General features: G+C 65.3%; 21 protein-coding genes and 1 tRNA gene. 16 read left to right on the top strand and 6 right to left on the bottom strand.

The features are described from left to right. Positions 1-13: 13 nt before the first annotated feature. Both VX037_RS17720 and VX037_RS17715 read right to left on the bottom strand, forming a co-directional pair. Complete coding sequence (locus VX037_RS17720; RefSeq protein WP_235721892.1) at positions 14-787, bottom strand: enoyl-CoA hydratase; 774 nt, start codon at positions 785-787, stop codon at positions 14-16. 167 nt (positions 788-954) lie between these two features. Then, positions 955-1,809 (bottom strand): hypothetical protein, encoded by an 855-nt coding sequence (locus tag VX037_RS17715; RefSeq protein ID WP_328715171.1) that lies wholly within the window; start codon positions 1,807-1,809, stop codon positions 955-957. 1,162 nt (positions 1,810-2,971) lie between these two features. On the opposite strand from VX037_RS17715, the gene VX037_RS17710 reads away from it, so the two are divergent. From VX037_RS17710 to VX037_RS17665, 10 genes are all read left to right on the top strand, one after another. Continuing rightward, positions 2,972-3,874, top strand: a complete 903-nt coding sequence (locus VX037_RS17710) for a hypothetical protein (RefSeq protein ID WP_328715169.1) — start codon at positions 2,972-2,974, stop codon at positions 3,872-3,874. A gap of 179 nt (positions 3,875-4,053) precedes the next feature. Further along, positions 4,054-4,329, top strand: a complete 276-nt coding sequence (locus VX037_RS17705; protein ID WP_328715167.1) for a hypothetical protein — start codon at positions 4,054-4,056, stop codon at positions 4,327-4,329. 88 nt (positions 4,330-4,417) lie between these two features. Further along, positions 4,418-4,702 (top strand): hypothetical protein, encoded by a 285-nt coding sequence (locus tag VX037_RS17700; RefSeq protein WP_328715166.1) that lies wholly within the window; start codon positions 4,418-4,420, stop codon positions 4,700-4,702. A gap of 716 nt (positions 4,703-5,418) precedes the next feature. Beyond that, a complete protein-coding gene (locus tag VX037_RS17695; RefSeq protein ID WP_328715164.1) occupies positions 5,419-5,706 on the top strand; it encodes a hypothetical protein in 288 nt (95 codons plus the stop codon). After that, complete coding sequence (locus tag VX037_RS17690; RefSeq protein WP_328715162.1) at positions 5,703-6,611, top strand: hypothetical protein; 909 nt, start codon at positions 5,703-5,705, stop codon at positions 6,609-6,611. The genes VX037_RS17695 and VX037_RS17690 overlap by 4 nt, the downstream gene beginning before the upstream one ends. Next, positions 6,608-7,018, top strand: a complete 411-nt coding sequence (locus tag VX037_RS17685; protein ID WP_328715160.1) for a hypothetical protein — start codon at positions 6,608-6,610, stop codon at positions 7,016-7,018. Before VX037_RS17690 ends, VX037_RS17685 begins: the two co-directional genes overlap by 4 nt. Before the next feature lie 8 nt (positions 7,019-7,026). Continuing rightward, positions 7,027-9,315, top strand: a complete 2,289-nt coding sequence (locus tag VX037_RS17680) for a bifunctional DNA primase/polymerase (RefSeq protein WP_328715158.1) — start codon at positions 7,027-7,029, stop codon at positions 9,313-9,315. Positions 9,316-9,589: 274 nt separating this feature from the next. Continuing rightward, a complete protein-coding gene (locus VX037_RS17675; protein WP_328715156.1) occupies positions 9,590-10,393 on the top strand; it encodes a hypothetical protein in 804 nt (267 codons plus the stop codon). A gap of 69 nt (positions 10,394-10,462) precedes the next feature. Continuing rightward, positions 10,463-11,104, top strand: coding sequence for a recombinase family protein (locus VX037_RS17670; protein ID WP_328715154.1), 642 nt, complete (start codon positions 10,463-10,465; stop codon positions 11,102-11,104). 2 nt (positions 11,105-11,106) lie between these two features. Then, the gene (locus tag VX037_RS17665) at positions 11,107-12,582 is read left to right on the top strand and encodes a tyrosine-type recombinase/integrase (protein WP_328715152.1); all 1,476 of its coding nucleotides are present in this window, start codon (positions 11,107-11,109) and stop codon (positions 12,580-12,582) included. A gap of 3 nt (positions 12,583-12,585) precedes the next feature. Here VX037_RS17665 and VX037_RS17660 read toward each other — a convergent pair whose 3' ends face one another. The 3 genes from VX037_RS17660 to VX037_RS17650 form a co-directional block, all read right to left on the bottom strand. Next, complete coding sequence (locus VX037_RS17660; protein WP_328715151.1) at positions 12,586-13,089, bottom strand: hypothetical protein; 504 nt, start codon at positions 13,087-13,089, stop codon at positions 12,586-12,588. Between the two features lie 85 nt (positions 13,090-13,174). Beyond that, positions 13,175-14,461 (bottom strand): MarR family winged helix-turn-helix transcriptional regulator, encoded by a 1,287-nt coding sequence (locus VX037_RS17655; protein ID WP_328715149.1) that lies wholly within the window; start codon positions 14,459-14,461, stop codon positions 13,175-13,177. A gap of 146 nt (positions 14,462-14,607) precedes the next feature. Further along, positions 14,608-14,681: transfer RNA gene (locus VX037_RS17650), tRNA-Gly, on the bottom strand. A 177-nt stretch (positions 14,682-14,858) separates the two neighbouring features. On the opposite strand from VX037_RS17650, the gene VX037_RS17645 reads away from it, so the two are divergent. The 3 genes from VX037_RS17645 to VX037_RS17635 all read left to right on the top strand — a co-directional run bounded on the left by VX037_RS17645 (position 14,859) and on the right by VX037_RS17635 (position 17,168). Then, complete coding sequence (locus tag VX037_RS17645; protein ID WP_235721894.1) at positions 14,859-15,647, top strand: SDR family NAD(P)-dependent oxidoreductase; 789 nt, start codon at positions 14,859-14,861, stop codon at positions 15,645-15,647. Between the two features lie 83 nt (positions 15,648-15,730). After that, positions 15,731-16,363: a TetR/AcrR family transcriptional regulator gene (locus tag VX037_RS17640; RefSeq protein ID WP_235721895.1), complete on the top strand. Its 633-nt coding sequence runs from the start codon at positions 15,731-15,733 to the stop codon at positions 16,361-16,363. Positions 16,364-16,379: 16 nt separating this feature from the next. Further along, the gene (locus tag VX037_RS17635; protein WP_235721896.1) at positions 16,380-17,168 is read left to right on the top strand and encodes an SDR family NAD(P)-dependent oxidoreductase; all 789 of its coding nucleotides are present in this window, start codon (positions 16,380-16,382) and stop codon (positions 17,166-17,168) included. Between the two features lie 9 nt (positions 17,169-17,177). Here VX037_RS17635 and VX037_RS17630 read toward each other — a convergent pair whose 3' ends face one another. Beyond that, the gene (locus VX037_RS17630) at positions 17,178-18,647 is read right to left on the bottom strand and encodes a hypothetical protein (RefSeq protein WP_287014923.1); all 1,470 of its coding nucleotides are present in this window, start codon (positions 18,645-18,647) and stop codon (positions 17,178-17,180) included. Positions 18,648-18,859: 212 nt separating this feature from the next. On the opposite strand from VX037_RS17630, the gene dcd reads away from it, so the two are divergent. The 3 genes from dcd (at position 18,860) to VX037_RS17615 (ending at position 22,683) form a co-directional block, all read left to right on the top strand. After that, the gene (dcd, locus tag VX037_RS17625) at positions 18,860-19,435 is read left to right on the top strand and encodes a dCTP deaminase (RefSeq protein WP_235721898.1); all 576 of its coding nucleotides are present in this window, start codon (positions 18,860-18,862) and stop codon (positions 19,433-19,435) included. Positions 19,436-19,554: 119 nt separating this feature from the next. Beyond that, entirely contained in the window at positions 19,555-20,964 is a 1,410-nt protein-coding gene (locus VX037_RS17620) for a UDP-glucose dehydrogenase family protein (protein WP_328715147.1), read from the top strand. Positions 20,965-21,063: 99 nt separating this feature from the next. Beyond that, the gene (locus VX037_RS17615) at positions 21,064-22,683 is read left to right on the top strand and encodes a hypothetical protein (RefSeq protein ID WP_328715144.1); all 1,620 of its coding nucleotides are present in this window, start codon (positions 21,064-21,066) and stop codon (positions 22,681-22,683) included. Positions 22,684-22,868 lie beyond the last annotated feature (185 nt).

Genomic DNA, 22,868 nt, shown 5'->3' with positions numbered 1-22,868 from the left:
GTGTCTCGGCCGATCATGAGTCCGTCCACACCGGATCACGCTTGCCGAGGAACGCAGACATCCCTTCCTGGGCGTCGCAGGTCAGTGCGTTCGTCGCCATCGTCTCCTGCATGAGCGCATACGCGTCTGCTTCGCTCTCATCGATCTGCTGGTAGAAGGCCTTCTTGCCGATAGCAACCGTCATCGCGCTCGACGCCGCCACCTTCTGCGCCAGGTCCATGACTGTCGAGCCCAGCGCGTCGTCGTCGACGACGTCGTTGACCAGGCCCCAGTCGGCGGCCGTGGTCGCGTCGATTGCGTCGCCGGTGAGCAGCATCTTCATGGCGCGTTTGCGCCCGACGGCCCGGCTGAGGGCGACCATCGGGGTGGAGCAGAACAGGCCGATCTTGACGCCCGGCGTGCTGAACATGGCCGAGCGTGCGGCGACGGCGAGATCACACGTCGCGACCAACTGACAACCGGCGGCGAAGGCAAAGCCGGCGACCTCGGCGATGACTGGTTGCCGAACGGCGTGCACCGCCGAGATCATCTCGGTGCACGCGGAGAACACCGCGCGTTCGTCGTCGAGAGTCCGGTCGACCAGTTCGGACAGGTCGTGGCCGGCGGAGAAGGCCGGACCGAGTGCCCGGATCACGATCACCCGGACCTCGGACGTGAGGCCGAACTCGTGCAGCGCGGCCGTAATCGCCGTCATCGTCTCGGTCGACAACGGATTGCGGCGACGTGCATCGGTGAGGGTGATCACCCCGATGCTGTCGTCGCGGGTGATGTCGATTCCGTGTGACATGACGGCCTCCTTGCCCGAGTCCCCCGGACGGTTGTAGCACGCACGCCCCGCCCGGACAGGCCGACTGCCACACGTGTTCTTCCCCGGGTTTCGTTTCGCTCGCCGCCGAGTAACAGGCGGGAAGGAAACGATGCCCGGGGAAGAATGTCAGCTTTCGGCGATCGGGGTCACGGAAGCTTGGGTAGCGCGTCTGTGATGCCCTTGATGGCTCCGTTGAACTGCTTGTTGGCGTCGTCGAGCGTCTTGTCAATCGTCGTGCGTACCGTCTGCTCGAACTCCCGCTGGGTCCTGTGCCACTGTGCTGTCGTCGGCATGCCGAGGTTGTTGTTCCCGAGGGTTTTTGCTCCGTCGCCCTTGCGCAGGCCGAGTTTTTCGTCGTGAATCATCATCGCAGTACCGACGCCGCCCAGTGCCGCACCGACACCCGCAGCCGTCCAACTGACCGCGAGGGTCGCCGCCGCTCCGGCCACGAATCCGACCGGAACTCCGATCACTCCGCCGATGACACCGCCGGGAATCGCGCCGATCCCGCCGGCCAGGCCGCCTATGCCGGCACCGATCGCGGCGCCGATCACGCCTCCCGCTGCCGCGCCGCCGATGAGCGCCACGGTCTCGAAGGCCAACAGGGGCACCAAGATGACATAGCCCGCGACCTGCGCGCCGGTCTGCGCATCGCTGCCGATTCGCTGCCAGTCGGCGGGGGTGAAGGCCCACGGGTTGACGTTGGGTGCCCTGGTCGGAATCGCGGATGCCGGCAGCACGATCACCTCATCGGCGACATCGGTCGGAGTGGTTGCCGCCGGCTTCCCGGTGAGCCGATCCGACTGCGTCGACGGGATCACCTTCATCACCTGTTCGGCCGCACCAGTCGTCAGCTGCGCCGGCGCAGTGGTCACCGGCTGCACCGCCGGCGCAGCTGCGGCGGCAGGCCCGGCGAGCTGGCCGAACTGGACTGCTGCGGACACGGTGACCGCACCGGCGATCATCTTGAGCGACGTCGTGCGCACACGCGACAATTGCATGAGAGTTCCCCTTTGATTCCCCGACGGCATGATCGGCACGATCAGCCGGACGGGCCGACCGTAGCGGATGTGGAGGCCGGACTCTGCCAAGGGGGTGGTCGGGAGTTGTCTCGATCAGGAGTGTCAGCGGCCATCCGGGTCGGACCGGAAGCAACGACGTTGCGGCGCATAATCTATTGGGGGACTGCTGGTTTCGAGGTGGCTTCTGGTGGGTGCAGTCGAATTGTGCCGATGTACCGTCCGTGGTGCGGCCCCGCGCAGCCGATCACGAAAGGTCGGAAGTTCATTCGCGTGAACGAACGAACCTCCGATCCCCCGCACGCCGGAGTCGGCGTGGGGGAGACGGCGGCACCTTCGAGACCGGACCGCCATTTTGGTCCGTTGCCGGCGCTGCCGTACGGGAACCCGACGTTGCTTGGCCATGGTCGAAGTCATAGCCAAAACTTCCGCTCACCAGAACGCCGACGCCGTCAGGTTCACGAATCACGCCAGGCCCTTCGCGACGTGTCCAAGCCCGAAACGCGCCGCTTGTCCCGCCTCTTGCCGCGGACAGCGTCTGTGGTTGGCATCTGCGCTCACAGTGAGTATTGAGCACGATCTGACTCAAACGTGGAGCCGATGACGGGAATCGAACCCGCGTATTCAGCTTGGGAAAGTGTTTCGGCGTCCGAACGGGTGTGCGGGCCACCTGCGCCAATGCTCGGGATCTCACGGAATCGTCGCAGGTGAGGGGCTACTTCTCGCCACCTGTGGCGCAGTAGCGGCCACCGGGTGAACACCGCTGGATTACCCCCGCACGCCGGGGTGGTGCCGGGGTGGCAGCGATTCGCTGGCGACGGCCGGAGCGGGGCAGTAATGCTGGCGGGTGGTCGGAGCTGGGGCCTACGGTGGCGTGTACACGGCAGTGCGGGGCCGCGCCCCACCGTTCAGGCTTCCCAGGAGGGAGCCGACCGCTTTTCTCCGCGATTGCGTCGCGGTTGTCCTATTCGTTTTCCGCCCGATGGTTCTCGGGTCGCACTCCCAGCCGCGCCGGGATTCCACCGCCCGATTGTTCTCGGGTGGCTAATTGAAGATCGCCCGTTCGGTTCAGTGGGCCGACGTTCGCGGGAAAGACCCCCGCGACTGCACGTACGACCAACACAGAAACCGAGCAGGAGCAATCATGACCACCAACCCGCTATTCGCCTTCGGAGCCGATTCCGGACGCGGCTACAGCAGCGAAGGCGACGTCCTCGTCTCCAGTACCGCCGACGGCCTGGACCTGAACAAGATCTGGGACGAATCGGCATCGGCAATGACGATGTGGAACAAGCAGCGGTCCGCCTTGGCGTCGCTGATCTCGTACCCCACGACCAGCATCGCGGACGCGATTCCGCAGACCATCGGCGGCGATCACTTCGAGGTCGCCAGCGAATTCGGCGAGCCGACCGGTCTACGCGCCGCACCCGACGCGCTGATCCTGGGAAATTCCTTTGAAGATTATGATATGGCTTCTCGTTTTTCTTGGAAATTTCTCAGATCAGCCTCAGCCGAACAGGTTCGAAGTGTGATAAACCGCGCCATGGAATCGGACAATCGTCTGGTCACCGGGAGTATTCTCCGTCGGCTCTTCGATCCGACCGAAGGCGTGAACGAGTTCGCGCACAAGGTCTACGGGCTCTACAACGGCACCGATGGCATGGTTCCCCCGCCGTACGCCGGGCAGGAATTCCTGAGCACCAACGGTCACTATCTCGTAAGTGGTAATACCGCAGTCGATCCCGGCGATCTGCAGGACGCCTGCGAACAGGTGCGCTCGAAAGGCTTTGGTATAAACGCTAATTCGCGCCTGCTGGTGTTGTGCGCGCCGTCGGAAGCCGAAGTGATCGCGACCTTCAGGGCGGGCCAGGAGACCAACGGCATCGAGAGCAAGTACGACTTCATCCCCAGCGCCAGCGCACCGGCATATCTCACTCAGGAGAACGTGGTCGGGCAGGTAGCGCCGGGAGAGTTTGCGGGCCTTGAGGTTCTGGGATCATTCGGTCCAGCATGGGTGGTCCCGTCGTTCTACTTGCCGACCGGCTAAATCGCCGTGGTGGCGACCGGCGGACCGAACGCGGCGTCCAATCCCGTTGCCTTCCGGGAGCATACGAACCCGGCGTATCGCGGGCTGCGGTTGATTCCTGGTAAGGATCAGCGTTACCCGTTGCAGGACAGCTTCTTTCAGCGTTCATTCGGAACTGGAGTTCGCTATCGAGGTGCGGCGTGCGTCGTGCAGATCACGACCGACCCCACCTACACCGCGCCGTCGTGGGCGTGGTCGTGACGAACTCCGAGTGGCTGAAGGCCAACGCGCCCGACTACGGACCCGAAGCTGGCGAACTGGATTGGGGTCCGGGCAACGTGCCGCCCGGTCTCGAAGACGAACCGCCGAACAGGGGCGGCGCGTATCGGGGCACCACCCCTCCAGCCGAGGAACCTTCGGGCCTCCGCGCCCTGGCTGACGAACTCGCCGAACGCCGAGCGCGGGGGACGTCGTGATGTCTCGATCCTCCGAAGGAGGACCTCGATGAGCCGCCGATACGTGCGCGATGCTCACGGTCGCTTCGCTGCGTCACCAGGGAGCCGGGTGGTCAGTGCCCTGGACGAAGCCAACGACGCCCTCCAACGCGCCGACCAAGGCGTCCGCGAGATCGAGCAGGCGCGGCGAGCGCAGACCAGGGCGCGGCGTCGGTGGGTGGCCCGGCACGCGGTGGCCGGTGCCGCCGTGGGTGCGTTGGTCCCGGCTCCCGCCGCCGCGAAGGTGACCGCCGCGCGATCGGTGGCCTTCGCGTCGGCGTCCACGGCGGCTGGAGCCAAGATCGGCCAGCAAGTCGGACGGCGATCGGCAGCCGGGGTCAAGGTGCGGCGTTGACGTGCCATCTGCGTCCCCTGCGCACGGACCGCGCCGCGTCGTCGGCGGTGCCGAACAGTAGGCCGGTCTGATCGGCCTCCCAGAGCAGGCACTGAGGCCCCCGCAGGGGGCCGAGGCGCACAAGACAGCCGGATCGACTTGTCTCCGGCGAGTAGGGCGTTGACTTGTCCGTCCTGCGACCCCGAAGTTCTCTAGCGAGGACGGCGGGGAGCGGACCGCCTCACATTTCCAACGTGCCCGGTCCGCACACCCAAACCCCACCGAGTTGGTCGCTTCCCGGCTCCGCTCGGCGGGGTTTGGGGTTTTTCATTTCAGAAATCGGATTCGCGGAACCTCTCGCTGACTTGGTTTTGCCCACATTCGTAGACCCAGCCGCGCTGGAAACGTCTCAGCGTGGAACTGAGCGCGAAACTTGACGCCGAGGCGGGCTGGCGGTAGTCGAAAGTCTTGCCCTTTCCTACCCCAATTCTGTTGCAGCACTGACACTATGGCGATATGCCGTGGTTGCGGGGTAGCGGCTACTGTGCATATGCTGGTGGTGTGCCCGCAGGGGCCACCAATGGGGTAATGGAGCAATGGAGTAATTCGGCTAATCGGATTCCCCCGAGAGAAACCGTGTCGTAATTCCCCGCACAGCAGCATCGCGGGCCGCCCGCCTGGTCGGCGCGTAGTCAGGCAGAGGGAGCCCTCTATCCACGACGACGACAAGGTCTCCAATGTCTCAAGCTGCACGCTCCGCAGCGGTGGCCAGTCCACCGCCTGCCCGCCCTCGGCGGCATCCCATCAACCGTGACGAGTTGTCCAACCTGCCCACGCGCAAGGGCAAGGAAGGCGCTCTACAGTTCTTCGCCGAGATCGGCGTCAACGGAATCACTCCCACGCGCATCCGCACCTGCACCGAAGACGGCTCGCTGCGCCGCTTCGTGCTGGCCGGTCACACCTGGTACGCCGACGTGGACCTCTGGGATTGGTTGCAGTCCCTCGCGAAGGGAGGCCGCGCATGAGCGCGCCGATCCCCGATCCCCGTTGGGCTGAGCAGGGCATTACCGCGCCGTCGATGGCTGACCAGGAGCTACGGCGTTCAGCGGATGCCAATCCCACTGTCGACGCGATTGGCGCGGCGATGGGGCCGGATCATCGTGCCGGTGAACCCGATGCGGTGGTGACCGATGTGTCGGTGCTCGGCCCGGACGTTGCCGGGGTGGAGTTCACGCCGTGGGAACGCCGCCCGCAGCGCGTGGCCGACGAGGTCACGCGGGTCATTCACGAAGGCGGCGGACCGATGTACCGCGAGGACGGATCGGTGAACTTGCTGAGCGCGCCGACGTTGGCGTTGCCCAGCGAGTACGCGGGGCTCTTCGACATCGACTACCTGCACAGCGATCTACCGGGGCGTGGGGTGTTGCCGCTGCTGCCTCGTGGCCGGTTCTATCTACTTGACGATCTGCGCGATGAGTTGGTGAACCGTGGCCCGGTGCCGCGCCCTGCCAGCAAGCGTGAGGCCTTGGCGCGGCGTGAACAGCAATACATCGACGACGAGCTGACGGTCGCGGTGACGGGGCCGGTGGTCAAGGTGGTCCGTCTGTACCGGCGCTCCATGTTCGGCGACTATCGGCAGGACGGTTTGCTACCCAACGGTGAGCGGATGGCTCTGGCGTTTGTGGCGTGGCCGGTTCCGGCGGGTTACACGGCGTTCCGTGTCGCCCGGATGTTGACCGAGTATGCGTTCGGTTGCTGGTGGTGCGGCAAGGACGTCGACTGTGCCGTGATGCTGGTCAGCTCTGGCGGGTCGCTGCTGTTGTTTGCCACGTGTGAGGACTGCATCGACGAGATCGGCGACGGTCCCGACTACTACGCCCGCGATCTGTGGGACGCCCAGCACGGGTTCCCGTGTGAGTCGGCCCGATGAGCGCGCCGGTTGCCGGTTCGGGAATCCTCGCGGTAGACCGCGACCCAGACCTTCCCGACGATCTGCTGTTGGGGTTCGTCGCTTGCGTGCGGCGGCGGTGGGGTCGCCGGGTGATCGTGGATCATCGTGGGCGCGAATGGTGCCGCGTGTGGTGCGTGCCGCCCGACGGGTTCTGCGTCGTGTGGGCTGTGTATGCCGGTGTGCGCTACCCGGCGGTGCGGCTGCAAGGGCATTCGCGGCCGTCGGAGCTTCGCGGCGTCGGACGGGACGTGCCGGTGTGCCCACTGGTGGCGGCGGCGTGGCGTCAACCGTTGATTCCGACGCCTGCGCCGTTCATCACGAAGGGGACGCCACCGGCACTACCGGCAACGTCCCCGATTCACGCGGAGAGCTTGACGCTCTTCTGAAGTCATCAATGATGACTTCCCAACTATACCCGTTGCGGGGCAGCGAGTTATCTCACGCAAGAGAGACGCCGACCCGATCTGTAGGGCAGGCGGGTCGGCGTCCTCAACTCGACAAGAAGCATCCTCTGAAAGGCCTCTCAGTGACCCAGCATACCGCGCCCCACGAAGCGACACCATCGCGTAAACACAAGCTGCCGAGCATAATCCACGTGACTCGCTCCACAAGCCTGGATGGTTGCACGCTGATCCGGCTCTTCCCGCCGACCGTCCCTGATGTGGGTGGCCTCAGTCTGCTCGATGCTGCCTTGGCGTATGCCAGTGCCGGATGGTTCGTCCTGCCCGTGGAACCCGGTACGAAGAATCCGGGCAGTGTGGTCGGCGCGGGGTGGCAGCGTCAATCCAGCCGAGACCCCGAGCAGATCAGGCGGTGGTGGGACGAGACCCCCGACTATGGCATCGCACTGCACGTCGGGCGCAGTGGTGGGGTCATCTTCGACCTGGACAATGCTGCGCTCGATGAACTTCCGCGGGACATCGCGGACGGCCTACGCCAGGGCGCGTGTCAGCTGAGCCGGCGATACAACCCCGATCGCGGTCACTACCTGTTCGTGAACGACGGCGGATATGGCAACGGCGCAGGAGCGTTCCGGCCATTTGGCGACGTGCGCGGCAAGAACGGCGTCATCATCGCCGCGCCGACCCCGCACACCAAAGACGACGGCGAGTATCGGTGGACGCGCACCGATGTGGTTCCCGCGCTGCCGGAGGCCCTGAGGCGGTGCCTGTCGCAAGCGCCCGAGCACGAAGCGGAACCGCTGACCAATATCGAGTTCACGACGTTTGTGGATGCGCCCGAACACAATCAGGCCGATCGGCCCGCCGCGTTGGACGGAGTCTTGCGTCAGTTCGAGCAGGAGGTCCGTGACGGCGGAAGCAGTCACGAGACTTTGGTGCGGGCGCTGCCGTGGGCGTTTCGTGAAGTGCGGGCGGGGTGCTATCCGGCGGGTGAAGCCGTCCAGCGACTGCAGGAGGCCTTTCACGAGTCGTTCGCGTGGGAGGGTCGCAATGCTGACGGCCGAAAACGTCCGACGGCGAACGAGTTCCTGCGAGTGGCGACGTGGGCCGCTGCGCAGGCTGAACTCGCCGACCCGGCCGAGACTATGGCACGGCTGGACCGGGGCACGGTGACCGGTGATCTTGATGCCGACGTTGAGCGTGAACTGGCGAAGATCCGTGTGCGGGATCGGGCCAAGGCGGTCTACGCGGAAGAGAAAGCCCGCGACCGACTTTTGGTCAACGCGGACCGCGCGATGGACGGGCTGGCGTTCCTCACCGAATCCGCCGACGAGACCCCGTTGTGGGGGGCGGACGACCGGGTGATGTGGGCTCCAGGCGAAGGGCTCATGATTTGTGGACCGCAGGGCGTCGGCAAGTCGACCATCGTGCAGCAACTTATGCTCGCACGCCTTGGTTTGACGGAGCCGGAGTTCTGCGGGTTGCCGGTGATCGTCGATGAGCGCCCGATCCTCTATCTGGCGATGGACCGCCCGCCGCAGATTCGCCGCTCCATCAACCGGATGGTGAACGCCACCGACGAGAACGTCGCGGCAACGCTCAAACGGCAGCTGGTCGTCTGGAAAGGGCCACCGCCCGTCAACGCCGCCGAAGCTCCAGAGGTGTTCGCGCAGTGGGTGGCCATGCACGGGCGCGACCCGGGCCTGGTGATTGTGGATTCGTTGAAAGACCTCGCCAGCGGTCTCGGTGAGGATGCGGTGGGGGCGGGCATCAACACAGCGATGCAGACGATTCTGGCCAACGGTACTGAGTTCATCGACTTGCACCATCAGCGCAAGGCCACCTCCGACAACCGCAAGCCCGACAAGCTGGCCGACGTGTTCGGCAGTACATGGCTGACGTCAGGCATGGGATCGGTAGTGCTGGTGTGGGGCGATGCAGGATCTCCGAAGGTGGAGTTGTCGCACTTGAAGCAACCCGCGTCGCCAGTTGGTCCGTTGATCGTCAATCACGCTCACGGGCAGGGATTGTCGAGCGCACGAGATCCCATGGAGATGGTGCTGCGCCTGGCAACCGACGCCGGGGCGAACGGGATCACCGAGGCTGCCACCGTCTGGGGTGTCTACGAGGTGGAACCCGGCGACGACGGATTCGATTCAGCCAAGAAGCGGATTCGCCGGCGACTGGACAAGTTGAAGAATGACGGCTTGCTGGTGCATACGCCAGGTGTGAAAGGCGGCGCGGGCGGTGGAGGGAGGCCAGCCACATGGACGGTCGTGTAGGTGTCGCGGGTATCGGAGGCGTTTGCAAAACCGCAGGTAGTAGGCGATGCCCGCGGCGGGTATCGGAGCCGGTCCGATGCCTGCCGATGCCCGCTGGCGACGTGGGCAACGCAAAACCGCAGGTAGCAGGCGATACCCGGCAACGTGCGCCAGCGGGTATCGGAGCACCGGCCAGGGGCGATGCCCGCCCGCCTACGCATATAGGCGGGCATCGTCCGCTCCGGTGGGCGTAGTGAGAAGTCGGTAGATCGGGAAAAAGAAGGAGAAGCACGACATGAACGAGAACGATTCGAGCACAAACGAAACCCACGACCACCCCGCCTTGGCGATGGAGAATCAAGCGCCCATCGAATACGAGGACGGCGAACCCGGACGTTGGGTGCGCGATCCTGACGATCCGGCGTTCGAGATTTGGGAGCCGGCGAACGGGGGAGAGTCGCCCGAACTGGAATCGGATGCAGTGGCAAGAGGTGAGGTCGAAGACCGCGAGTCGCCCACGACTCCGGAGGCAGCGGCCAAGTGGGACGCGATGCTCGACCAGAACGAGAGCGCCCGATGCGTGGCGCATAAGAAATCTGGAGAGCGATGCAGGCGGCTAGCTATCAAGGGAGCAACAGTCTGCCGAGTGCATGGTGGTGCTTCTGGTCACGTGCGTAAGGCCGCTCGCGTCCGCCTGGACATGGCCGCCGACCGCATGGCGAAGAAGCTGCTGGGCATCGCGACCGACGAGAACATCCCGCCCGCAGTCCAATTGGCGGCCACTCGCGACGCTCTCGACCGCGCAGGCCTCAGCGCCAAGACCGCCGTCGAAGTCGAGGTCGGCCCGAACAAGGGATTCCAAGACATCCTCAACGCGATGATGGCGGGCGGGTCGCGGGCTGAGAGCCGTTCGCGCCGGGGCGTTACCGACGACCCCGCGCAGGACGACTGGATCGCCCAGGAACTGGCCGTGGTCGACGCCGAAGTAGTGGACGACCCGGTGGCGTCGCCGGCTCGGGCCGCGTCAACGGCCTTGGGGAGGCGAAAGCGTCTGCGAGACAGCAACGGTCGAAAAGTGACGCACGTCACACTGCGGTAGCGTTTGGGGGTGGTAAACGCCAAACGCCCGGTTGACGTTAACCACCACCAGCGAAGGGAGACAGGGCAAGTGAAGATCATCGGCTATGTGCGAGTGAGCACCAAGGATCAGGCCGCGGACGGCTACGGCCTCGCGGCTCAGCGGGAAGCGTTGGAGCAGTGGTGCATTGCGCACAATCATGAGTTGCTCACCGTCGCGACGGACGTCGTGAGTGGCGGCAAGGCCACCAAGATGCATGGGCGCGACGTGGCGGTCGCGGCGATAGAGCACGGCCTGGCCGACGCTCTGCTCGTGCGAGCGCTGGACAGGGCCACCCGCAGTCAGCTGGATTTCGCCGGCCTCGTCAAGCGAGCCGAGGACTACGGTTGGCGGCTCCTGGACTGCGAGGGTGGCGACAGCAGCGACCCGAACCAGCGCATCGTCATGGACGTGAAGAACAGCGTCGCCGCCGAGGAGAAGCGCCGCATCAGCCTGCGGACGAAAGAGGGCCTTGCTCGCGCTCGTCGGGAAGGCAAGGCGCTCGGCCGACCGAAGCAGATCAGCAAGCCCACCGAGCGCCGTATCAAGGTGCTCGCAGATCGTGGGATGGGAGCCAAGGCCATAGCCGCACAGCTGACCGCCGATGGAATCCCCACGCCGCGAGGCGGTTCAGAGTGGAGTTACGCCACGGTGCGCGACGTGCTGGCTCGCCAAGCGAAGGAGGCAGCGTAATCGTGGCGTACTTGCGATCGCACACGACGACGCAGAAGTCCAAGGGGCGCAGCACCAAGCGACACGAAGTCGTGTGGCGTGAAGTGGTCACGGACGAGCGCGGCCTACCAGTCCCGGCGAACCCCGAGAACCCCGAGGGACGCAAGCAGTACCGCAGTCGGCAGAAGTCGTTCGGCGACCGCCAGCAGGCCGAGGCTTTCCGCGACTCGCTGAACGCAGCGAAGCATCAGCCGGGCGGTGTCGTGGTCCCACGCGACCAATTGTTCGCGCACGCGGCGGAAACGTGGTTGGCGAGCCGCACCGACTTGAAGCCCAGGGCCCGAGGCGAGTACGAGAACCTGCTCAGCCCGAAGAAGCGCGCCCGCAAGGACGACAACGGCAACAGCACCGCGCACCTGTCCATCATCGCTACGTTCGGCGGCAAGGCGGTCGGCAGCATCACCCGACAGCAGATCGCTGATTGGGTGCAGGCGCTCACCGCAGCGGGCAAGTCGCCAAGCACCGTCCGGCACGCCTACTTCGTCGTGAAGATGGTGCTGGAGCAAGCCGTGGTCGACGGCCTACTGCGCGACAACCCCGCCGACCACGTGAAGCTGCCGAGCGAGCGCACCGCCACCAGCGGCACTCCCGGCGTCGTCGACGACCCAGACCAGTTCTTGACGGCAGAACATGTGTCGGCGCTCGTGGCCGCTACGCCCTGGCCGTACAACGCGTTGGTGTACGTGGCGGCGTGGAGCGGCCTGAGGGCGGCAGAGATCGGAGGCTTGCAGGTGGGTGACGTGGAGCTACCCGCACGGCAGGTCAACCCCAACGCGAGGCCGAAACCCGGAACTCTGCGAGTTGATCGCACCCTCAGCCCGTCCGGAGGTTACGACACCCCCAAGACGCGAGGGAGCCGGCGACGCGTCCCGCTGACCCCGGCGACGGTGGACGTGCTGCGCGACTACCTGGCTCTGCACCCCCGCGCTGACGAGCCCACCGCACCGCTGTTCCCGGCGTTCCGGCTGACCGCACCCAAGCAGACCGGCAGGGCCGTCAACCCCAACGCCGACGCTCCCGAGTCGGCCGGAGCCAAGGCGCAACGCAACGCCGACGCCCTGGCCTCGCTCAACGTGGACGAGGCCGAACAGCGCCTAGAGCTGGACTGGACCGCCCCGGTCCGACACCAGAACTTCTACAAGGCCGTGTTCCGTCCGGCGGTGCTGCGGGCCAACCGACAGGCCACCGACCAGAATCGAGCCCGAGCGCTACCGCCCGCGCTCAAATTCCACGCGCTGCGCCACACCTACGCGAGCCTCTGCGTCGCGGCCGGAATCCCACCGCTGGAGATCGCGCGGTTCATGGGGCACGCGAAGGTCACCACAACGCTCAGCGTCTACGCGCACCTATTCGAAGACGACCACGCCGACGCGATGTCGGCCTTGGCGGCGATGTCGGCACCGACGACGGCCGAGAACGTGGTGCGGCTACGGGGTTAGCTGTCAGTCGAGCGTGCCAAGCGTCCACGCCGATACGTGGGACAACTGCACTCGGAAAAATCCCAGGTTGTGCCGAGTGGGTCCTTGGAGAATGAAGGCGTTCTCGAGATGAATGAAGCGCGTGAGTTGCTCTTGATTGATTAGGGCGACGTCGTCTTTGCTGTCATCGTTCTCACGCTCCTCGCGCATTTGCTGTGCAGGCGTACCAAAGAAGAGGTCCGCAGTACTGAGCGATACCTCTCGCTTCGCCTTGTCCTCAACTTCTTCGGCACTTGCGCGAAAAAGATGCGCCAGGCCAGCGTAGAAGTCCTCCCGCGCAATAACGGATCCACTGATTGCTCCGGCCGCGGTCAACAGCGTAATTCCGAACCCAGCACGCGCACGGTTGGCAAAGTCGGCAATGCTTTGGAGGGACGGGTCGGGCTCGGCGAACCAGTCCGCAGTCTTTTGCAGATCGTCATAGCTCGGGGGTTGTGGTGGACTCTGGCCGCTGTCGTGTTCAGTCATACCGTGATCATGGCAGAAAGTACCGACAACTCTTGGGCGAGCGCATGCGCGCTCGGCACTGAAGGGGCGGCGCGCAGGTTAAGACTTACTCCGTGCGGTAGCCGCTGCGCTGGTATCGCACAAGCCAGCCGTTCGCAGTGATCTCGATAGTCCGACGTCTTTGGTCGTCCTCATCTATGGCGCTGACCAACAGATTCGCTTCCTCAAGCGCCTTGACATGTGGCCGCATAGCGGCATTGCTCGCGAATCCGAAATTCTCGTACTCGCTGGGACTGCAGCGTCCTCCGAAGAGTGCCAGAGCATCGAAGAGTTGCCACTGCCTAGGCGTAACGGACGTATCTCCAGCATACTGATCAGCCTGTTCAGTAAGCCATACTTCGAGGAGTTGGAGGCGATTCTCGCTGTCTGTGCCTCTGGCATTCTTGTCGTACCAGCGGGTGAATTCTTCTGCCTGTTTAAGCGCGATTCTGAGATTGCTGTTCATTATTTTGTACAGGTACTCGAATCCTTCAGGCTCTACTGGTGCCTCTGCATCGGCGCGAGTGCGATATTCGTCAATCCTCCGCTGAATAACGTTCGGGACGTCGTCTACGCGAAGAGGTTCAAGCCGGATCGGATCTGCAATGCGGCCCGTCAGACGTTGCGACCCGACGACACTCCGAACAATCCCATTGGAGCCGCAGAGAACCCAGCGTATCCCGGTGATCGCCAGGGTGCTATCCCGCATCTCTTCGAGCCGACGTCGAGCATCTTTGGACGTCGACAGCAGCTCCATATTGTCAAGAACTCCGATAAGCGAACCAGCCGACTTTGTTGGGAATAGTTGGCGGAGGGAATTGTGAACGATTTCTTTGAAGCCGGAGTTGGTGAATCCTGCCGAGGTATTCGATGACGTTCCGTAGCTTCCTCCACCTCCAAATCCGAGAACCGATGCGTTTGCTCCGCCGGATCGATTTGTGGGTGACTGCATCCATTGCTTCAAGTCGGAAATCTCTGTCACCGGATAACCCAGACGTGCGAGGCGGGATTCCTGCTGAAGAAGGGTTCGAGCGATCGAATAATAGATCTTAGAGTCAAGCTCGGATGCGTCCGCTGTTAGCTGAAACACCTCATCTAGCGGGATTACTAGAGGTCTGCGAGATTCCTCTCGTGCCTTCATATCGCGGTACGCAGCAACAGCGACTAAGCTGGTCTTGCCTACTCCGTTCGCCCCTTCGACGGACGCGTGGGTGTCATAAGATGCCCAATGGTCTTGCAGGTCTTCAACTTCACCGTCTCGCCCGACGAGTAGCCGAGAGCCTTCCTCGTTGCCCGGGAGTGGAGGCGTTGCGTAGAGGTTGTCACTGAATCCCAGCCGCTCCCAGACGCTCAACTCGTTGCTCCTTCGCTCGCGTGAACCGTTCCTAGCGTATCGCTCGCTGCTAGGGGTCGGGATCTCACGTGCCGGGGTGGTGCCGGGGTGGGGAACGCTGCCGGGTTATGAAGGAGGCCTGAAAGCCGATCTACCTGCGGTGATGCTGGAGCCGATGACGGGAATCGAACCCGCGTATTCAGCTTGGGAAGCTGATGTTCTGCCATTGAACTACATCGGCGTGCGAGCCGAGACTCGCGAACGACAGCCTAGCAAACGGTCGGACATGCGGTGATGCCGACGCCCCGGTGGATGGTGTGACGGGTCGTTCGGTGGCGGTGACTGCCGTTCGGCAGACGTGGGGTGCAGGTGGGTTCCATACTCGACGGACCGCACATGCCCGACGAAGGAGTCACGCGTGGACTACCGCGACAAGACCGTCCTGATCGCCGGCGCCAGTGGAGGTATCGGCGCCGCTTTCGCGACGGGTCTCGCTGCCCGCGGAGCCAATGTCATCTTGGTCGCGCGCAATGAGGCCAAGCTCAAGGAACTCGCCACCGACCTGCACGACAGTCATGGCATACGTGCCGAGTACCTGGCGGCGGATCTGTCGGAGCCGTGCGCGTCCGATGACGTCGTCGAGGAACTCGATCGTAGGGGACTCGCCGTCGACATCCTGGTCAACAACGCTGGGTTCGGGATGCACGCCGATTTCGCGGACTCCGATCCGGCGCGGATTCGTGACGCGGTCGCACTCAATGTCGGGGTGTTGACCGACCTCTGCGCCGTCTACATGTCGCGGATGACACAACTGGGCGCAGGAGCGATCATCAACGTGGCGAGTGTCGCTGCTTTCCAACCGGTTCCGCACTTGGCCGTATACGCGGCCACCAAGGCCTACGTGCTGTCTCTCAGTGAGGCGCTGTGGTGGGAGGGGAAGCAGAACGGGGTCAAGGTGCTCGCCGTGTGTCCGGGGGCCACCGACACCGGGTTCTTCGAAGCTGCCGGCGCCAACGCCGATTCCGTCGGACCGCGACGGTCGACGAGCCAGGTCGTCAACACGGCGCTTCGGGCTCTCGATGCGGGCAAGCCCAGCCTCGTGGACGGGCTGTACAACCTGGTCGTCGTTGCAGTCAGCCAACTCGTCCCGCGGCGGCTTGCACTGGCCGTCGCCGAACTGGCCGTCCGGCCCAGCGCACAGGGCTGAGCAGGCGTCCGTCACTCCAGCACGGGCAAAGAACCTACCGGGAGGTTTGTAAAAACCAACCGACAGGTTTACTCTTGGCAGGTGTGAGCTCTCCACAACCTTCCACGGCCAAAGGCGCCGCAACGCGAGCCCGCCTGCTCGAGGTCGCGGCCATCGGATTCGCTGAAAAGGGCTATTCGGCAACTAAATTCAGTGAGCTCATCAAAACATCGGGACTCACCAAAGGTGCGTTCTACTTCTACTTCCCGTCCAAGGCGGCGTTGGCCTCGGCTGTCATCGCCGACCAAGAGCAACGATGGGTCGACCAGGTGGAGAAGCGGGTCCTGGCCCACCAGACACCGACCGAGCAGCTGGCCGACCTGCTCCCGGCGATGCTCGACCTGCTCAAGCACGAACCCGGTGCCTGGAGCGTCGTCCGGCTGGCCGGCGAACTCGGTGCCGACGGCGCGCTCGACGGGAACGTGGCCCAGCCGACCGATGCGTGGGTGGAGTTGCTCGCCGGCATCATCCGAGCCGGCCAGAAGACGCGAGAATTCCGTGCCGAACTCGACGCGGGCGGGGTGGCGACTGTCCTCGTGGGTGCCTTCCACGGCATCAAGAGTCTCGCCGACGCCGGCACACCCGCGGACCGCGGCCCCCAATTGGAGCGTCACGCCGAGATTCTCGCCGACCTCGCGTTCGCCGGGCTCGGCATCCTCAACCTTCCGGCAGCCTGACCGACAGGAGCGAACCGTGGACCACCGCGACACAACCGCACTCATCACCGGCGCCAGCGGCGGCATTGGCGCCGAGTTCGCCCGCACGCTGGCGGCCAGGGGTTCTCATCTGATCCTCGTTGCCCGCACAGAGGCCAAGCTCGCCGCACTGGCCGATGAACTGGCCGGCCGGCACGGCATTCGCGCCGAGGTCATCGCCTGCGACCTGTCGGTACCGGGGGCTGCGCACACCCTGATCACCGAGATCGACAAGCGAGAACTGACCGTCGACATGGTGATCAACAACGCGGGTTTCGGCACCCACGGTGATCTCGTCGACGCCGACCCAGGGCGGATCAGTGGCGAGGTGTCCCTCAACGTCGCTACCCTGACCGATCTCACCACGGTCTTCTTTCAGCGGATGGCGCAGCGTGGCGCCGGAACCATCGTCAATGTGGCCAGTACCGCAGGGTTTCAACCGATCCCACACATGGCGGTCTACGGCGCCACGAAAGCGTATGTGTTGTCGCTGAGCGAGGCTCTCTGGTGGGAGGGTCGGCAGCACGGTGTGAAGGTTCTCGCTCTGTGTCCGGGCGCCACCGATACCGAGTTCTTCGACGTGGCTGGTTCCGACGACGCGGCTGTCGGTGCGCGGCGCTCGACACGCCAGGTCGTCGACACCGCCTTGCGTGCTTTGGACGCCGGTAAACCGAGCGTGGTCGATGGCATGCAGAACCGAATCATGGCCGTCTCGAACCGGTTTGCGCCTCGGCGCGTGGTGCTGGCGATCACCGAGCGGGCCGTGCGGCCTCGCCGCCGGGCCTGACGGCGTCCATTACCACCGCGCAGCCGACACCGACCCTCGCTTCGTTGTCGCTCCCGCTCCAGCCGGACGCTTGTCCTCGGCCAGGCACATCGACCGCAATACGTTGTGGTACACCACAAGTCCATACAGGTTGGGTGCGCCGACGAGGCCGGTGGACTTCGGGATCATGTCCGCAGTGATGCCGGCGTCGGGAAGCAGGTCGTTGAGCAGGGCGGCGGCCGGATCGACCCCGGCTTCCGACCAGGCCAACTCGACCATGTGTGCGGTCAATGCGTACGCGTAGTAAGCCGCGGTCAACGTCTTCGTCACCGAAAGATCGGCGATCGGGGCCGTCGCCGCGAAGTCGGCACCCTGATTGCGGTTGTGGCTCAACCCGATCACCACGTCGAGTGGTGCGCCACCGACGTACGGGATCAACACGCCGATCTGTGAGATCGCGTACTCGGCGGTGTTGTAGTCGGCGGGATCGGCCGGGATGAGATTCTGATGGACCCGGGTGTTCCGCATCCACTGCGCCACACCGTCACCCATCGCAGCGATCCGGCGATCGGTTGCCGAATCAGTGGTGATCGACTGGAGATAATTCGAGGTACGCTCGACGATCCGCGACAGCGGCAGCGTGCCGATCGACGGGCAGTTCTCCGGGTCGGCGAGGTCCACCTGACCGGCGATGTCGCGCAGCAGGCCGGGCACGGCCCGGGTGAAGCGTAGATCCTTCACCGACTTGCCGGCATTCTCCTTCTCCGAATGCGTCACCGACACGATGCACGCCTCGACCAGACGTGCACTCACGACCTGGTACACCTGTGTCGCGGCAAACACCCCCAGCAGGATCGGCAACGTGATCAACGTGCCGACCGAGATCGGCCCGGCGATCGTCGCGATCGACGGTATGGTCCGGCGTGCAATGGTGAGCGGAACCATCACCGTGACGTACAGGTACAGCCACACCGTCTCGACCGCCTGCGCGACGGTCAGGTTCTCCACCGGAATCGCCTCGGTGGCCTCGCCGTTGCGCACGTTGAGCAACTGCGTGACGATCCACTGCGAGATCGGGTCCCGGTAGGTCATGATCGGGTCCTCGTCGTCGGCGCCGAGGTCGTAGGGGTGATTGGAGACCGCGAGTTTCGAGATTCGCAGCCCCTGCATATCGCGATGGGCGCGCGCCTTGATCGACGGTGCACGCTGCTGGATATCGGCAGGCATCGTCGGTAGCAACGAATCGAAGATCGCGTCGTAGACGGCGCCGAAGGTCGCGAACCGTGACCCGACGCATTCCTCTGGCTCGGCCGTCGTCCTCGATGGGACTGCAGCCGACGGTACGGTCGGCGCCGCCGAGGCCAGTGCGCCGACGCCCCGCTCGGTGCCGAACGACATCGCCACCGCGGTCACCACTACTACGGCGATCCCCACCACCAGCGCCCGCCGTCCGGCGTGACCACTCACATCCGACAAAGCCGACCCCCCACGCTTGCGCATGTGCCCCTTTTTCCCACACGCGACGCCGGGTTCGCCCCGGACCCACCTACGGTCGTTGTCTCGCGCATGTCACGCAGCGATCACGCGAGCATCACGCGGCTCACTGTAGAAGACGATTCGACCCGTTGACCATGCTTCGGAACGATTCGCATTCGGTTCGACAGCCGGCGGCCATCCGTCGTTCACCGGCCCGCGTCGGATAACCTCACAACGTGCTCCTCTCCGACCGCGACATCCGTGCCGAGATCGCCGACGGACGGTTGGCGCTCGAGCCGTTCGATCCCGCGCTGGTCCAACCGTCCAGCGTGGATGTGCGACTCGATCGGCTCTTCCGTGTCTTCAACAACACGAAGTACACCCACATCGACCCGGCGCAGCGGCAGGATGAACTGACGTCTCTCGTCGAACCCGCGGAGGGCGAACCGTTCGTCCTGCACCCGGGCGAGTTCGTGCTCGGTTCAACCCTCGAGGTCTGCACCTTGCCCGACGACCTCGCCGGACGTCTGGAAGGTAAGTCCTCACTGGGGCGGCTCGGATTACTGACGCATTCGACGGCCGGTTTCATCGACCCTGGGTTCTCCGGCCACATCACCCTGGAGTTGTCGAACGTCGCCAACCTCCCGATCACCTTGTGGCCGGGAATGAAGATCGGCCAGCTCTGCCTGATCCGGCTGTCGAGCCCGGCCGAACATCCCTACGGCAGCTCGTCGGTCGGTTCGAAGTATCAGGGCCAACGCGGCCCGACGCCGTCGCGTGCATATCTGAACTTCACCCAGCCCGCCGACTGAGGACACCGCGCCCGATTCGGGCCGCGTTCACCGTCGACGACCTGGTGTTCACCTGATCGATCGGGGCGGGTCACGTCACCGTAGCGTCGACGACGGATACCCCGCGTACCCACAGAACCATGAAGTTGACGGTGATCGGGTGTGGCTACCTCGGGGCCACCCACGCGGCCTGCATGGCCGAGCTGGGACATGACGTACTGGGTGTGGATGTCGACGCCGACAAGGTGGCGCGGCTCCAGAACGGCGAGGTCCCGTTCTTCGAGCCCGGATTGTCGGATGTGTTGCGGCGCAACCTGGCCGCCGGACGGCTGCGCTTCACCACCGATCACCGCGCGGCAGCCGAGTTCGCCTCGGTGCATTTCCTCGGCGTCGGCACCCCGCAGCAGCGTCGCGGGTACGGGGTCGACCTGTCGCACGTCGAGGCGGCGGTCGACGCCCTGACGCCGCTGGTCCGCGGCGACCACCTCATCATCGGCAAGTCGACGGTGCCGGTGGGGACCGCGGCAGCACTCGCACAGCGGATCGCGGTGCTCGCCGCACCTGACACACACGTCGAACTCGTGTGGAGCCCGGAGTTCCTCCGGGAGGGTTTCGCCGTCGAGGACACCCTCGAACCCGACCGACTGGTGCTGGGCGCCGATCCCGACCGCGACGACACCCGCGCGGCGCGAGTTCTCGCTGAGATCTATCGAGACATCCTGCAATCCGGGGTACCGTTCGTTCGAACCGACTGGGCCACCGCAGAATTGGTCAAGGTATCGGCGAATGCCTTCCTGGCCACCAAGATCTCGTTCATCAATGCGGTCAGTGAGATCTGCGAGAACGTGGGTGCCGATGTCTCCACCTTGGCCGATGCGATCGGCTACGACAACCGCATCGGACGTCGATTCCTCAATGCCGGACTGGGATTCGGCGGCGGTTGCCTGCCCAAGGACATCCGCGGGTTTCTGGCCCGCGCCGATGAAGTGGGCGCCGGGCGGGCGCTGCGGTTCCTGCGGGAGGTCGACGCCATCAACACCCGTCGCCGTGGCGCGCTGGTCGACCTGGTCGCCGACGCGGTCGGCGGCGACGTGTTGGGCACCAACATCGCGATCCTGGGAGCCGCGTTCAAACCGGAGAGCGACGACGTGCGGGACTCGCCCGCACTCAACGTCGCCGGTCAGTTGGCGCTGCGCGGCGCCACCGTGACGGTTTTCGACCCCAAGGCGGTGGCAAACTCGCGTCGTCTGTATCCGACGCTGGGCTATGCCGACAGCGCGGTGGAAGCCTGCGAGGCCGCCGATGCCGTCGTCGTGGCGACCGAGTGGGCGGAGTTCGTGCACATGGTGCCCGAGGAACTGTCCAACGTCGTGCGCGCTCGGGTCATCGTCGACGGTCGGCGTTGCCTGGACGCCGGCGCCTGGCGGTCGGCGGGGTGGCGGTTGCATGCGCTCGGCGGCCCCATGCGGCCTGCGGTCTCGCACTTTCCCGCAGACCTGGTATCCGGCGGCGATCCGATGGCTCCGGAGATCGCCCGACCGCACGTGTGAGGCGGTCATGTTAGTGTCGTGACCGCGTGCCATGGAGCGACGTCGTCGCCGAGGCGCGCACACGGGGGAAGTGTTCACGGACGCAGGGCATCGGATCGGATGACAGACGACTCGACGGATGACGATCGGTCGGTCGACGCGACCACCGACTTCGACGCACGTCCGATCGACCGGTCGGTTCTCGCTGACGTCTCGGCCCAGCAGAACGCGCTCGCCATCCCGCCAGAGCTGCCGTTCGTCGTGATCGACGTGCGGCCCGGCGGTCTACGAGTGGGGCTGGCCGACCCGCGACTGGAAGCGGTGATCGGGGAGCGCACCGCCGCCGGTATCCGTCCAGACGTGCTCGATCAGCTCCTCGCCGATCATCTCGTGAGCACCGGTCGTGTTGCCGAGCCGACCAGTGACGAGTGGACCGCGGAGTTACTCACGCTTGCCGCACGAGCCCGCGCTCGGCTGGCCACCGCGGATGCGACCTTCATCATGGGCCGTGAGCACGTGCGGTTCTTTCGTGTCGCCCAACGTGACCTGGACGAGGCGACGGCATCACTGGCCGACGAGGTCGTCCGACTCTGCGACGAGGTGGCCACGACCACCACCGAATCCGTGCGGTCGGTGGTGCTCGCACCAGGGCATCAGACATGGCCGGGTCTGCTCACGGCGCTCGCCGCGCGCACACCGTGGCCCGTCCTGGCGATCGGGACGGCGGTCGACGCGGGCCCGCGTAGCCGCCATGACGCGCACGATGAGGTCCGTGAATCGGTCGTCGAGCGGCCGGCCGGTCCGATGCCGAGCGAGGCGATCGGGGCGCAGCTCATCGACTCGGCGACAACCGAATTCCCGCACAGTGACGGTGGTTCGGAGCCCGTCGACCCGGAACTGCCCGGCGCCGACACCGTTGCCCCCGAATCCGTTACCCCCGAACCGATTCCCACAGAATCCGTTGCCCCCGAACCGATTCCCGCAGAATCCGTTACCGCGGGATTTGTTGCCGCAGAACCTGCTGACGCCGAGCCGGTCGCGCAACCCACTCAATCGGGGGACTTCCCCGTCGCGTGGATCGACGATGTGCTGACACCGATCACCGAGCCGATTGCAGTGGTGACCGCCACCCACGATCGCCACGGTCATCGGCCGGACGATGTCGCGGCGCGTGCCGGTCAGCCACCTTCGCCCCACGGCGAACCCGAGCGGAGCACAGCCGGCGACCCATATCTGCTCGATGCCCCCGCGACGCTCGACGACCCGGCACCGCGCACGGTCACCGACGTTCCGTCCCCGCCCCCGGGTGGTTACGACCCGCGCGACTGGTCTCTCGAACCCGCCGCTGCGGTGCCGTCGGTGCCCGCCGGAAAGTCGCGGCCGCGCATGCCGACAAGGCTGCTGGTGGGCGTCGGCGCTGCGGGAGTGGTAGCGGCGATCGCGGTGACTGTCGCATTCGGGGCCAGCGGTGACGGCGACCCGGCCGAGCGGCCGACCGCATCGTCGGCTGCCACCCACACCACTGACGCCCCCACGCCGACCTATGCGGACCCGGCCGATGTGGTGGACGCGGGGGTGGCGGCGGCACGTTACACGCCGCCCCCGCCACCACCGCCGTCCACCACCACCAGCGAGCCGACCCAACAGCAGCAGAATCAGCCGCGTCCACGCCCGCGTCCGCGTCAGCGCGTGATCCCCAACCCGATTCCCGGGTTGCCGCCGATCATCTTGCCCGGCTGACGGGCACCGGCCCGGCAAGGCTGTGCCGGCGATGCGGCTGTAACTGTGTCCTGCGATGATGCGTGTTACTGTCGGGAACGCGGCACGCTGGGACGATCCGTCGTGCCGAGGTCGGTTGATCGATGATCGCCATGTCATTTGGAGAACCGGCAACCAGCCGGCGTGCGGTCCGGAACTGCTCGAAA

This window comes from Gordonia sp. Z-3, from assembly GCF_036233855.1.
GTDB lineage: Bacteria > Actinomycetota > Actinomycetes > Mycobacteriales > Mycobacteriaceae > Gordonia > Gordonia tangerina.
The sequence above is the reverse complement of the archived record's forward strand: the minus strand, read 5'-3'. Positions and strand labels throughout refer to the sequence as shown.

Coding starts and splice junctions, on each gene's coding strand:
- VX037_RS17720 (WP_235721892.1), bottom strand. CDS start 787: ATGTCACACGGAATCGACATCACCCGCGACGACAGCATCGGGGTGATC.
- VX037_RS17715 (WP_328715171.1), bottom strand. CDS start 1,809: ATGCAATTGTCGCGTGTGCGCACGACGTCGCTCAAGATGATCGCCGGT.
- VX037_RS17710 (WP_328715169.1), top strand. CDS start 2,972: ATGACCACCAACCCGCTATTCGCCTTCGGAGCCGATTCCGGACGCGGC.
- VX037_RS17695 (WP_328715164.1), top strand. CDS start 5,419: ATGTCTCAAGCTGCACGCTCCGCAGCGGTGGCCAGTCCACCGCCTGCC.
- VX037_RS17690 (WP_328715162.1), top strand. CDS start 5,703: ATGAGCGCGCCGATCCCCGATCCCCGTTGGGCTGAGCAGGGCATTACC.
- VX037_RS17685 (WP_328715160.1), top strand. CDS start 6,608: ATGAGCGCGCCGGTTGCCGGTTCGGGAATCCTCGCGGTAGACCGCGAC.
- VX037_RS17680 (WP_328715158.1), top strand. CDS start 7,027: ATGATGACTTCCCAACTATACCCGTTGCGGGGCAGCGAGTTATCTCAC.
- VX037_RS17675 (WP_328715156.1), top strand. CDS start 9,590: ATGAACGAGAACGATTCGAGCACAAACGAAACCCACGACCACCCCGCC.
- VX037_RS17660 (WP_328715151.1), bottom strand. CDS start 13,089: ATGACTGAACACGACAGCGGCCAGAGTCCACCACAACCCCCGAGCTAT.
- VX037_RS17630 (WP_287014923.1), bottom strand. CDS start 18,647: ATGCGCAAGCGTGGGGGGTCGGCTTTGTCGGATGTGAGTGGTCACGCC.
- VX037_RS17620 (WP_328715147.1), top strand. CDS start 19,555: ATGAAGTTGACGGTGATCGGGTGTGGCTACCTCGGGGCCACCCACGCG.
- VX037_RS17615 (WP_328715144.1), top strand. CDS start 21,064: ATGACAGACGACTCGACGGATGACGATCGGTCGGTCGACGCGACCACC.